This window comes from Siphonobacter curvatus, from assembly GCF_002943425.1.
Taxonomy (GTDB): Bacteria; Bacteroidota; Bacteroidia; order Cytophagales; family Spirosomataceae; genus Siphonobacter; species Siphonobacter curvatus.
Genome location: NZ_PTRA01000001.1, coordinates 3,364,990 through 3,377,563, shown reverse-complemented (window position 1 = coordinate 3,377,563; position 12,574 = coordinate 3,364,990). Strand labels below are relative to the sequence as shown.

11 protein-coding genes are annotated in these 12,574 nt (G+C 47.7%); 5 read left to right on the top strand and 6 right to left on the bottom strand.

Annotated features, from left to right (window positions below):
• Positions 1 to 47: 47 nt before the first annotated feature.
• The 3 genes from C5O19_RS13985 to C5O19_RS13975 all read right to left on the bottom strand — a co-directional run bounded on the left by C5O19_RS13985 (position 48) and on the right by C5O19_RS13975 (position 3,092).
• Positions 48 to 842 (bottom strand): O-methyltransferase, encoded by a 795-nt coding sequence (locus C5O19_RS13985; protein ID WP_104713192.1) that lies wholly within the window; start codon positions 840 to 842, stop codon positions 48 to 50.
• Between the two features lie 191 nt (positions 843 to 1,033).
• The gene (locus C5O19_RS13980; RefSeq protein WP_394341777.1) at positions 1,034 to 2,464 is read right to left on the bottom strand and encodes an ATP-dependent DNA helicase; all 1,431 of its coding nucleotides are present in this window, start codon (positions 2,462 to 2,464) and stop codon (positions 1,034 to 1,036) included.
• Positions 2,465 to 2,618: 154 nt separating this feature from the next.
• Positions 2,619 to 3,092 (bottom strand): NUDIX domain-containing protein, encoded by a 474-nt coding sequence (locus C5O19_RS13975; RefSeq protein WP_104713187.1) that lies wholly within the window; start codon positions 3,090 to 3,092, stop codon positions 2,619 to 2,621.
• 202 nt (positions 3,093 to 3,294) lie between these two features.
• Here C5O19_RS13975 and C5O19_RS13970 point away from each other — a divergent pair, with 202 nt between their 5' ends.
• From C5O19_RS13970 to C5O19_RS13955, 4 genes are all read left to right on the top strand, one after another.
• Positions 3,295 to 4,923 carry an ABC-F family ATP-binding cassette domain-containing protein gene (locus C5O19_RS13970; protein ID WP_094813596.1) on the top strand — a complete coding sequence of 543 codons (1,629 nt, stop codon included), beginning with the start codon at positions 3,295 to 3,297 and terminating at the stop codon, positions 4,921 to 4,923.
• Between the two features lie 89 nt (positions 4,924 to 5,012).
• Entirely contained in the window at positions 5,013 to 5,348 is a 336-nt protein-coding gene (locus tag C5O19_RS13965) for a translation initiation factor (RefSeq protein ID WP_104713185.1), read from the top strand.
• Positions 5,349 to 5,450: 102 nt separating this feature from the next.
• Positions 5,451 to 6,404, top strand: coding sequence for a hypothetical protein (locus C5O19_RS13960; RefSeq protein WP_104713182.1), 954 nt, complete (start codon positions 5,451 to 5,453; stop codon positions 6,402 to 6,404).
• 178 nt (positions 6,405 to 6,582) lie between these two features.
• Complete coding sequence (locus C5O19_RS13955; protein WP_104713179.1) at positions 6,583 to 7,530, top strand: energy transducer TonB; 948 nt, start codon at positions 6,583 to 6,585, stop codon at positions 7,528 to 7,530.
• 132 nt (positions 7,531 to 7,662) lie between these two features.
• On the opposite strand, the gene C5O19_RS13950 is transcribed toward C5O19_RS13955, so the two are convergent.
• The 3 genes from C5O19_RS13950 to C5O19_RS13940 form a co-directional block, all read right to left on the bottom strand.
• Positions 7,663 to 8,055, bottom strand: a complete 393-nt coding sequence (locus C5O19_RS13950) for a DoxX family protein (protein WP_104713177.1) — start codon at positions 8,053 to 8,055, stop codon at positions 7,663 to 7,665.
• Between the two features lie 79 nt (positions 8,056 to 8,134).
• Positions 8,135 to 9,187 (bottom strand): sensor histidine kinase, encoded by a 1,053-nt coding sequence (locus tag C5O19_RS13945; protein WP_094813606.1) that lies wholly within the window; start codon positions 9,185 to 9,187, stop codon positions 8,135 to 8,137.
• A 130-nt stretch (positions 9,188 to 9,317) separates the two neighbouring features.
• A complete protein-coding gene (locus C5O19_RS13940; RefSeq protein WP_094813608.1) occupies positions 9,318 to 10,013 on the bottom strand; it encodes a response regulator transcription factor in 696 nt (231 codons plus the stop codon).
• Between the two features lie 302 nt (positions 10,014 to 10,315).
• Between C5O19_RS13940 and recQ the strand changes: the two genes are divergently transcribed.
• Complete coding sequence (recQ, locus tag C5O19_RS13935) at positions 10,316 to 12,523, top strand: DNA helicase RecQ (protein ID WP_104713175.1); 2,208 nt, start codon at positions 10,316 to 10,318, stop codon at positions 12,521 to 12,523.
• The last annotated feature ends 51 nt before the right edge of the window (positions 12,524 to 12,574 follow it).

The following is a 12,574-nucleotide window of genomic DNA, read 5'->3' as shown; positions in this document are numbered from 1 at the left end:
GAAAGCGGCTCCTCCTTCGAAGAGCCGCTTTCTTTATGAAGTACGAATTAGGAAACAGTCAGTACGGCAATGCTCGTACCGCCAATGTGCCGCAGATTACGGAAAACTGGATTCCCGGACTGATAATAGTCGTTGAGAGCTCGCCGAACGCCTTCCCAGTTGGTATAGTCGTGCCAGAGAATAGTGCCGCCCTTGCGAACCAGTTGGAGAGCGTTCTTCGTATCACTCAGCACGTACTCGTAAGCGTGGGAGCCATCAATGAAAACCAGATCCATCTGATGATGGTAGGGGGAATAGTCGTACGTCGCCGAGTCGCCGAAGACCTGAGTAATCTTAGAGGCCAGTGGATGCCCTTTGAAGCGTTCGCCGGATTCCGTTTTCTTTACGTACATCTCCTCCGTTTTTTCGATTTGCATTTGCGTCTGGTTCAGCTCCGAAGGCGGTAAATCCAGCGTCACGATTTGGGCGTCCGCCGGACTATTCAGGGCCATATTTAACGTCGTTCTTCCCTGAAAAGTACCAATTTCGAAAATCCGTCGGGGCTGTAGCTGATTAACTAACTGACTGATCACCTTTACCTCAAATTCAGTCACGTGTCCGAAACCGCATTCGTTCACCCCTTCGAGGAGAAGATTTTTGTCCAGGTGAGCTAGTTCCAGAATATCCGTTTTCGGCAGTTTGTAAGGATCTTCGGGCAGGTCTGAAGCGGGAGTGGGTGGACTGTACAGAGCATACAGCTCGCCGAGTCGATGGCGTTCCTGGGCGTCAAAAGGGCTAAGGGCAGCCGTGCGGGCGATTCGTTTAAATACTCCCAGATACAAAGTAAACAAAGCTGTATTCATGAATTTCAAAGTAGAGGTCTAGGGTTCTTACTAAAACTGAAAATCAATGAAACTGGCGGTTGTACTACGATTAGTTCCTTACAAAGGGATCCGGTGTCTAAAATACGGAAAGGATTTAATCACACAAATCCTGATTCTAAAACGATGAAACTCAAGGCATAAAAAAGCCGGTACATGCGTACCGGCCGATGTTAGGATTCAAAGAAATCACCGTGGAAGTTTACCAGAAATACTTCCAGACTGGCCCGCGTCATAGCGGTATACAGCCATCGCACAAACTCCTGATTAACCTGTTCGAGGGTCAGATAGCCCTGATCAATGAAAACGGCACTCCATTGTCCACCCTGCGATTTGTGGCAGGTGAGAGCGTACGCGAATTTTACCTGTAAAGCATTCAAATACGGATCTTTCCGAATTTCCTGCATACGCTCGCGTTTAGAAGCGATGTGTTCATAATCCGCCGCCACGCCATCGTACAGGGCTTTACTTTCTTCGCGGGTCAGCGAAGGCGAAGCACTATCGAGGGTATTGAGCGTAATTTTTGCATCGAACGGCGGCTGATCGGGGTAGTCCGAAAGTTGTAACAAGCAGTTGGCGAAACGAATGCCGTACTGTTCTTCATACCCACGAATTTTCAGCACTTCCACAAAATCGCCGTTGGCCAGAAAACCCGCGGGCGAATCCTCATCGAGTGCCGTATAGTTATTGCGAACGACCATCAGACGGTCACCCGTCGAGATTTCGTCTTCCTGGTATTTGATACGAGTCCGAATGTAACGGTTGTAGGCTACGGCCGTTTTGTTTGACCGGGTAATGACGATAGTGTTTTCTTCGCCGTACTTGCGATAAGCGTAATTAAGGCCGTCTTCGAGTTTTTCACCCGTCATGCGGAAACAATCGCGGAAGCCACGGGTACTGAGTCGGATCTCCGGAATTTTGTCCCAGAGAATTTCGCGTAATCGCGTGGCATTCGCCAGGATGCCCGAATCGTTGTCCTGCCGCATGACGTCGGTCATTTCGACTTCCATGACTTCCATGTGAAAATTGTCCCGCAAGTACTTGGCATCCAGAGCCGGACTGTCGTCTTTACCTACGGGTGGCAACTGGGCTAGGTCCCCCACAAACAGCAGTTTATTCGGGCCGCCTTCCTCGTTTCCAAATGCGTATTCGATCAGGTCCGTGAGCAGGCCATTCATTCCGCCAAAATCCGCTTCATCGGGAATCATTGAAGCCTCATCCACGATGAAAACCGTGTTGGTATGGTAGTTATTCTGGCGGCGAAATTCCAGGGCTCCGGTAAACTTATTGGCAACCTGACGATAGATTTTCTTGTGAATCGTCATGGCTTTTTTTCGGGAGTACGTCGCCATCACTTTGGCCGCTCGTCCGGTTGGAGCCAGCAGTACCGTGCGGAAACCCAGTTTGGGCAGACTTTTGACCAGCGTACTGATTAGCGTAGTTTTCCCCGTACCGGCGTATCCTTTCAGCAAAAAAGTCTGAGCATCATCATTGGAAAGAAATTTCTCCATGTGATTGAATAGCTCCAGCTGACCTTTCGTAGGCTGAAAGGGAAATTTCTGTCGTAACAGAAACGCGGGTGTGGGGGTATCGGATGTATTCACAATCAAATAACGGGTAGTGAACGAGCCGCATCCGGTCGTTCAACGATGCGTCTCCTGAGTACCAACGCCTCACCTTGGGGCTGACGTATGGTTTTTCAGAAACAAAAAATTACTACGTAAAGATCGTCATTTTCGGGCAAATAGTGAAGTTCCGTTACTGTAATCCGTAACCACCTGGTTGTAACAAATCCGATAGCTGCGTATACTTTCGAAAGACGGAATGCACCTGGACGTCGGGGAGGGCCTGAAGTTCTTCCCAGGAAAGCCAGGCGGCTTCTTCCATGATCTGCTGCTGAAATTCGGGGTCGTGGCCCAACTGCAACTGACCGGATTCAATAAACACCCGGAAAAAGACTTCCAGCGTGTGTAAAGGGGAGCGAATGAACTCATTGACGTACAAAAGCTCGCCCACGCGAACCTGAAGCTGCGTTTCTTCGTTGAATTCCCGTACCAGAGCCTGAGGGATGGATTCGCCAAACTCCAGACTACCGCCCGGTGGAGCCCAGAAAGGGCCATCTTCAAACAGGGCTTTATGGCGAATGAGTAAGATTCGGTCGTCCTCCACGGCAATACCACAGACCCGTACCCGTACGTACCCTCCAAATTTCTCTAAAACTTCGGTACTCATAGTAAGATCGTCTTTTCGGGCAATATATACGTTTACTAGGTACAAAAGCGACAACACCTAGATTTTAGGGGGTACCCTGGTAAGCCCGAAAACGTTTTAAAAATCAATAAAAATGCGGTTTGGCGAGCGGTAGTAAATCCATTTTCTGCCCGAAAAACGCCTGAAAATCCGTACCTTTGCAACTAGAAAACCAGATATACGAATGCTATCCGTAAGTAATATTTCGCTCCGCTTTGGGAAGCGGGTTCTTTTTGAAGACGTTAACTTAAAATTTGTACCGGGCAACGTATACGGCCTCATTGGAGCCAACGGAGCCGGTAAGTCTACTTTCGTTAAAATTCTTTCCGGTGAAATTGAACCCACTACGGGTTCAGTATCGCTCGATCCGGGCGAGCGGATGTCCTTTCTGAACCAGAACCAGAATGCCTATGATAACGAGACCGTACTGAACACGGTCATTATGGGCAACGACAAGCTTTATAAAGTAATGCAGGAGAAAGACGCCATCTACGCGAAGGCTGATTTCACCGAAGAAGATGGGAACCGGGCGGCTGATCTGGAAGCCGAATTTGCCGAAATGAACGGTTGGGAAGCCGAATCCGACGCGGCTTCGCTGCTTTCGGGTTTGGGTATCAAGGAAGAAAGCCACTATACGCTGATGGCTGACATGAACCCCTCCGAAAAAGTGAAGGTACTGTTAGCCCAGGCCCTGTTCGGTAACCCCGATATTCTGTTACTGGATGAGCCTACCAACAACTTGGACATTGATTCCATCCTTTGGCTCGAAGACTTTTTGATGAGTTTCAAGAATACGGTAATTGTGGTCAGCCACGACCGTCACTTCCTGGATAACGTTTGTACGTACATTGCTGACCTTGACTTTGCCAAGATTCAGATTTACGGCGGTAACTATACTTTCTGGTACGAATCAAGTCAGCTGGCGGCCCGTCAGAAAGCCGATCAAAACAAGAAAGCCGACGAAAAACGGAAAGAGCTTGAAGAGTTTATCCGTCGTTTCTCGGCCAACGTGGCTAAATCGAAGCAGGCGACCGCTCGTCAGAAAATGCTGGACAAGCTTCAGGTGGATGAAATTAAACCCTCCAGCCGTCGCTATCCCTACATTGGTTTCAAACCCGAGCGTGAAATTGGCGATCAGGTACTGAATGTAGAAAACCTGAGCTACGTACTGGAAGACGGTACAGTACTGTTCAAAAACCTGACATTCAGCGTGATGAACGACCAGAAAATTGCTTTTCTGAGCAAAGATGGTCTGGCCGTATCTGCTCTGTTTGACATTTTAATGGGCGAACGCCAACCAACGACGGGTACTTTCAAGTGGGGCGTAACGACGACGCAGAGCTACTTGCCGAACGACAACAGCAAATATTTCTCGGATGCCAGTCTGAATCTGGTAGACTGGCTGCGTCAGTACTCTGCTGAAAAGGATGAAACCTTTATACGGAGCTTTCTGGGCCGGATGTTATTCTCGGGCGAAGAAGCTCTGAAACGGTGTACGGTATTATCCGGGGGTGAGAAACAACGCTGTATGTTCTCGAAAATGATGCTTTCGGGAGCCAACGTACTGCTGCTGGACGAGCCGACCAACCACTTGGACTTGGAATCCATTCAGGCTTTGAACAAAGGCATGGAGGATTTCCCCAGCGTGATGTTGTTTGCCAGCCATGACCACCAGTTGACGCAGACGGTTGCGAACCGTATTGTGGAATTAACGCCTAAAGGTTGCCTGGATAAACTCATGACCTTCGACGATTACCTGACCGATAACCGTATTAAGGAGCAACGGGAAGAATTGTACGGAGAGAAAGTATAGTCATTTGTTGATGGTTATTTGTTGTTGGTTGATAGTATTGGAGAAAGGAAATAAACAACAAATAACCATCAACCAACCACTCAATTAATATGGCTAAGAAAAACTATACGGGTGTGGTGTATTCCACCGATCCGGATTTTCAATACCAGAACGACGAGCAATCCGAAGCGGATACTTTGCCGCCTGCCCAGCAGAATCTGAAGGTTCAGTTGGATAAGAAACAACGCGGCGGGAAGCAGGTTACCCTGATTACTGGATTCATTGGTACGGAATATGACTTAGCGGATCTAGGCAAGAAACTAAAAACGCTTTGTGGCGTAGGGGGTTCGGCTAAAGACGGTGAAATTTTAGTACAAGGTGATCAGCGGGATAAGGTCTTGAAGTGGCTGATTGAAAAAGCATATAAAGCGAAGAAAGTAGGGTAAGTTTAGAACGTTTTGAAAAGAAATTATTTTTCATTTGCCTGAGAAAAAACGGCTAGTTCATACTAGCCGTTTTTTTTATTATTGTGATTAAAACCAATTCAGATGAAGTATTATTTATTCTTTTTTTTACTAGTAACCCATGCTTTACAGGCTCAGTCGTTTGAACGACATTATTTTAAGGAAAATGGCGAAGAAACATTAAATCCTGATATTGCCCAGTTTTTTAGGGATTATTCCATAAAGGATCGAAAGTTGTTTCATTTTGTTCAATACGCTATGAATGGAGTGAGAGAGTGCGAAGGAGATACTCCCTTCATTACGCCCCTAACGCTCGAAGGTAAGTATATCGTTTATGATAGTAACCAGACGATTAGAGAAGAAACAGAATACAAAAATGGTCAGCCCGAAGGTTTGCAAAAAAAATACTATTCTAATAGCAAACTGGAGGAAGTAGGCTACTGGGTAAAAGACGGCAATGCTGAAGACGAAAAGGGTAGGTATGCTACGAGTTACCACATTGAAAGCTATCTCGATACGACGGGTAGAGCAGTCGTCGAAAAAGGTACCGGGCCGTGTAGCCGATGGAATGAAGCGGAAGAATTGATTGAAGAAGGTGTGTACCTCAATGGGTTAAAGGATGGGGTATGGGAAGGGTATCCTAGTGAGCAATCGATCATTTTTTACAATGAAACCTACGAAAAAGGTGTATTAAAGCACGGCATGAGCTACGATGCTTTAGCCAATTCGTATCCGTATACGAAGCTGGATGAAGAGGCTGTATTTACAGGCAAGGAAAAAACGCTGGAATCATTTTTACTGCGGGCCTTTAACAAGTCTATGATTATTCGAAAACGCAGCTTTACGGGAGAAATTATAGTGTCGTGCCTCATTGATATAAAAGGGGACATTGCGGAGGTACAAATACCTCACGTACATGATGGTTCATTAAGGGATGAAATCATTCGAATCATGAACAAAATGAGCGGAAAATGGCAGGCTGCTAAACATCGGGGACAATACATAACTACTCAGTTTCACATGCCTATTCGACTCTAAAACCACTTGGCTACCTTTATTTATTGTTTTTAGGGTACGCAGGGTAGTGTCATTAATTAGAAGGTTATATTTTTATCTAGAATTAAATCTATTGATCCTTTTGACTCAATTGTAGATAACGTTAACTGAATCACTACTAGAAAAATCCTGTGTTTGATAGCATCTATAAAATTAACTTATGAAATACCTCCTAACCACCTTAATCACTTTCCTTTCTCCCTTCCTTTTGGCTCAAAACGCTACCCGAATTTATTACCTCGATACGGAAGTAGCGACCAGCATTCCCGATTCGGCCCGTTTTTACCTCGACCTAACTATACAGGGCGATACGCTGTATCAATACACGGAATATGATAAATCCGGCGTACGACGGGCGGAAGGGTTTGCGGTTCGGATCATGCCCATGCTGGAAAGACACGATCGCTATACGACTTTTTACCCCCACCAGCAAAAGCACCGCGAAGGCCGGTATTTCAAAAACCAACCGATGGGCATCTGGCGAACGTATCATCCCAATGGGAAACTGGAAGAAATGGGCGTATGGGCGAAAAATCCCCGTCCTTACGAAGCTCCCCTACGATACCTTCTGACCACTTACGCGGATAGTACGGGCCAGATGCTGGTTACGCAGGGCCACGGAACGATAACTCGGCATGATCCTAAGGGAAGCGTGCAGGAGGTGGGTTCTTATCGGGAAGGATTGAAAGATTCGGTCTGGGTCGGGTACCGCACCGATGGTCGGAAGGAATACGAAGAAACGTATACAGCAGGCGTGTTACAGGAGGGTCGTAGTTTCGACGCTCAGGCAAATACCTATCCATATACTACGCTAGATACACCCATTAGCTTTGAGTCGGATGGACTTTTCAAATTCCTTAATTTAAACATTCGGTATCCACCCGAGGCTCAGCGTGCGGAAAGTCAGGGTACGGTCATCCTTAATTTTTTGATTGATACGCAGGGCGTGCCGCAGGATATTCGGGTTAGTTCTTCGCCCGATCCCATTCTGACTAAAGAGGCTATACGGGTTATTCAGCTCAGTAAAGGCAAGTGGAAACCAGCGACGAAGCGGGGAAAAGTCGTAGCGAATCGATTTGTCTTACCGATTCCTTTTAAGATCATATGACTTTTGCAGAAGGGGCGGTATTCCAAAACGCACCAACGAGAAACATAGCATTACTACTAGTACCTGCTTGAACTGTTTACAAACTAGACAGGCTGTAGTCATGGCTACAGCCTGTCTAGTTTGTACTAGAAATTACTTGCTCTTTTCTGTACTCTTGAGAGCCCAGTACATGAGTACGGGTTGAAAAAACAGTCGAGTAAATCGTTTCTTATCGGTATCTAAACCAAAGGCGTCGCGTTCGTTGGTGTATTGTGAAATATTACCGGGGAAAACGGCCGCGAAGAACGAAGCCGCGATTTTCCCAATGGCTTCCTTACGTTTTTCTCCGGCGAAAATCAGGCTGGCACCCAGAGCAATTTCGGCTAGGCCCGAGTAGACCACCGTATCATCTTTTTCTAAGGGTACAAAGTCGGGAACCTGAGCCTGGAAATCTTTACGGGCGAAGGTCAGGTGACTGACTCCGGCAAAAACCAGCATACTTCCTAAACCAATACGGGCGACATTTTGAAGGGTTTCTGTTTTCATAGCAGTGTGTGTTTACCTAGCCGTTATGAAAAATCAATACCACCCGCAAAAAATGGACTTCCGGGAATTCCGTCCGTACTTAAAATCCGGCCAGTTTCTCTTCAATTTTATCCAGCTTGAAACTAAAAGTCGTACCCTTGTCCACGCGACTCATGACCGTAATCTTGGACTTATGGGCGTTGACAATGTGTTTGACAATGGCTAATCCCAAACCCGTACCGCCTTTTTCTTTCGAACGGGACTTTTCCACCCGATAAAAGCGTTCGAAAATCCGGTTGAGGTGCTCGGGGGGAATGCCCGGCCCGTCGTCTTTCACTTCTATTTCCCAGTCTTTCTTATCCTCCGTAAACGTCACATTCACTTTCCCACCGTCGCGACCGTATTTAATGGCATTGTCAATGAGGTTGGTGAGAGCCTGGGAAATGCGATAGGCATCAGCTTTCACAAAGATCTGATCCTGCGGGGTATGAAGCTTTACTTTAATTTCCCGCTGATTGGCCCGGGGTTCCAGCTGTTCAATGACTTCGTGGGTAACTTTTACCAGGTCCACCCGCTCGCGGTGCATCTTGATTTCACCCGCTTCAATTTGCGAGAGGGTGAGTAGGTCGGCGACGAGTGCGTCGAGGCCATCAAGACTTTTCGCGGCTTTTTGCAGAAATTTATCCCGTACCCGTTCGTCGTCCTTGGCTCCGTCGATGAGGGTATGAATGAAACCCTGAGCGGCGAAGATGGGTGTCTTGAGTTCGTGCGAAATATCGGCCAGAAACTCCCGCCGAAACTGCTCCATGCGTCGGAGTTCATCAATTTCCCGTTGCTTTTTGGCTACGTATACGAAAATCTCGTTGTTGAGTTTTTTCAGGGGGTTGACGCTCTTGGTAATCTTTTTGCGGGAGAGGTTAAAATCTTTCAGCTTCAGCCGCTGAATGGTATCGTAGATCTTATTGATTTCTTCGAAAATGAGGTAATCCAATACGTAGAAAACGAGGATGAGCGTCGCAAAAAAGGTAGTAGCTCCTGCGATGAAGATGGTACCGCCGGGCGTACCCGGCACGAACCAGAGAAAACCACTCGTAATGGCCGAAATCAACAGGGCCAGAATAACAGAAATTACTTTGGGATTTAAAGGGGACATGGGCAGTGTGTAGGGTTTTGAGTGTAGGGTTATGAGTTTTGAGTGAACCTCGAAGAGTCAGAAACTGACACTTCAAGGCATTATCGTTTCATGCAACTCCGTACTCAAAACCCTACACTCAAAACTCATTTTATTCTCCTTCGCCATTAAACATATATCCTACGCCTTTGAGCGTTTTGATATAGGTTTCGCCAATTTTTTCGCGAAGCTTTCGAATGTGAACGTCGACGGTACGTTCGAGTACGTAGATATCCGCTCCCCAAATTCGCTGGAGGAGTTCTTCGCGATTGAATACTTTGTCGGGATGCTGGGCCAGGAAAAACAGCAATTCAAATTCCTTTTTCGGGAGGACGACTGAGCCAAAACCGCCCGTGACGGTGTAATTCTGGCGGTTTATCGACAGTCCCGCCGTTTCGATGCGGTCACCTGGATCGGTTTTCTGGGCTTCCCGGCGAAATAGAGCCTTGATACGGCTCATCAAAGCACGGGGCTTGATGGGTTTGGTGATGTAATCGTCGGCTCCAATTTCAAAAGCAGCAATTTCGGAGTACTCTTCCGAACGGGCCGTCAGGAAAAGAATGTAACTACCTTTCAGCTCGGGTAACTCCCGTAGTTGACGAGCCGTTTCAATGCCGTCCTGCTGGGGCATCATAATGTCGAGCAATACGAGATCCGGAGCGAATGTCCGGGCTATTTCAACGGCTTTGCGGCCATCCGAAGCCGACTCGATGTCGTACCCCTCTTTCTCAAGATTATAATGAAGTAATTCAATGATGTCGGGATCATCGTCCACCAGTAAAATTTTGTAGGCGGGCGTAGTGCTCATGGGGGTGTCTGTTGCTTTATACAAAAGTACGTGAATTTACGGTTGGCAGGAAATGTTGGCTTGCTGTGCCGCTCCTGGAAGCAAAGATTAATAATTCGGACACAGAAAGTTCACAAAAACTTAATACGACCGTTCAGTATACTTTTTAGGGAATGGTGTGAGGTCTATGGTCCGGAAGAAATATCTTTGAAAAGTCCCATAAATGGTGTAACTTAAACCGTGCAACAGGTAGGCTTTATTGATGAATAAACCTGTTGATAATCAGAATATTGTCTGATTATTTCTGGTAAAAAGAATTACGAATGCTTACAAAGGAACAAGTTCTTAAACAATATTTTGGGTATGATGTCTTCCGACCCCTACAGGCGGAGGTGATCGATACCGTTTTAGCCGGAAAAGATGCTCTGGTACTCATGCCCACGGGTGGTGGGAAATCGGTTTGTTATCAGGTGCCAGCTCTCGTACTGGATGGACTAACGCTGGTGATTTCGCCACTGATTGCCCTCATGCAGGATCAGGTCCAGGGTTTGAAAGCCAATGGCGTATCTGCCGCTTTTCTGAATTCTACGTTAAATCAGTCCGAGCAGGAATCCGTCATCTGGAAAATCAAGCTGGGTGAGCTGAAGCTTCTCTATATATCACCCGAACGGCTTTTTTCGGGAAACTTTCTGGATTGGTTAAAGGGGCAGAAGATCAGTCTGTTTGCCGTAGACGAATCCCACTGTATCTCGTTCTGGGGGCATGATTTCCGACCCGAGTACACGCAACTGCATCGACTGAAAGAACATTTCCCCCGCGTACCGATCATTGCACTGACGGCCACGGCGGACAACGTGACCCGGAAGGATATACTCCAGCAACTCGCCATTCCGCAGGCTCGTACCTTTCTGGCCAGTTTTGATCGTCCCAATCTCAATCTCACCGTATTGCCGGGGCGGAAACGCATGGAGCAGATGGTGGATTTTCTGAATGCCCATCCCGGTCAGCCGGGAATCATCTACTGCCTCAGTCGAAAAACCACTGAAAGCGTAGCGGCCAATCTGCAGTACATGGGCTTTAACGCCCGCCATTATCACGCCGGTTGTGATGCTCTGTACCGAAACCATACGCAGGCTGAGTTTCTCCGGGACGACATTCAGATCATCGTAGCCACTATTGCTTTTGGCATGGGTATTGATAAATCGAATGTTCGCTGGGTCATGCACTACAATTTGCCCAAAAACGTCGAAAGTTTTTATCAAGAAATCGGTCGGGCCGGACGGGACGGCTTACCCGCTGATACGGTACTTTTTTACAGCTACCAGGACGTGTCCCAGCAAACGGACATGATTCTGAAATCGGAGCTGTCCCAGGATCAGAAAGACCTGCTCATTGCCAAGCTTGACCGCATGAAGCAGTACGCTCAGGCGGACATCTGCCGACGGCGTATTCTCATTAGTTATTTCAATGAAACGGTAGAAAAAGATTGCGGGAACTGCGACGTCTGCCGCAATCCGCGTACCAAAATTGATGGGACGGTCATGGCTCAGAAAGTACTCTCGGCGATTGCCCGCACCCAGCAGAAAGTAGCTATGGGTACCCTCATTGACATTCTGCGGGGCAGCCGAAACCAGAATATCATTCGGCATGGCTACGATCAGCTGAAAACGTTCGGAGCAGGTCATGAGCTGCGGTACGAAGAATGGGCTGAGTACATCAGTCAGTTGCTCAATTCGGGCATAATGGACATTGCCTATGACGAAGGACATGCCTTCAAACTCAACGCAGTCAGTCAGCAGGTACTGCGGGAAGGCAAAAGCGTATCCGTAGTGAAATTCATTCCCCTGGAAGAACGAAGAGCCCGGGCGGAGGAAGAAAACGTACAGGCTCCGAAAAGCAAGCGGGAGGTGGTTCGCGATGCCATGTTCGAACGGTTGCGACTTTTACGAAAACAACTCGCCGACTCCCTGGGGATTCCGCCTTTTCAGGTATTCAGCGATGCTACGCTTTCGGATATGGCTCAGAAACGGCCGATCAATCATGCTCAGTTTTTGCAGGTTTCGGGCGTAGGGGAGCAGAAAAACCGGCAATTCGGGGATGTATTCATCAATGAAATTTTGGCCTTTGTGCAGGAAAATAAGCAGTCCGGCGTGAAGATGGCCAAGGGCCTGACCTACGTGCAGACGCTGCAACTCTACCAGCAAGGGTACGATATTGAGCGGATTGCTACCGAACGAAACCTAACGCCCACGACCATCCTGAGCCATTTACACAAACTGAAAACGGACGGAGAGGACATTGCCTACGAACGACTGCTGCCGGAAGCTACGAGAGAAGCAATTCTGAAGGCAGCCCAGCAACTGGACATCCCCATTGCTGAAAACGCTCCGATTGCACCCCTGCTGGAGAGTTTTGGGGAGACGTATCAGGCCTGGCAACTACGGCTGGCGTTTTTGATTGCGGGCGAAGGGATACGGATGGACGTAGAGGCCTGGCGGCAGGAACATGGACTGCCCCCGCGAACGGCCTAGTAATTGTTCAAAAAATTGCGGTAATTTACGCCAAAGCTAAGCCTTATACCT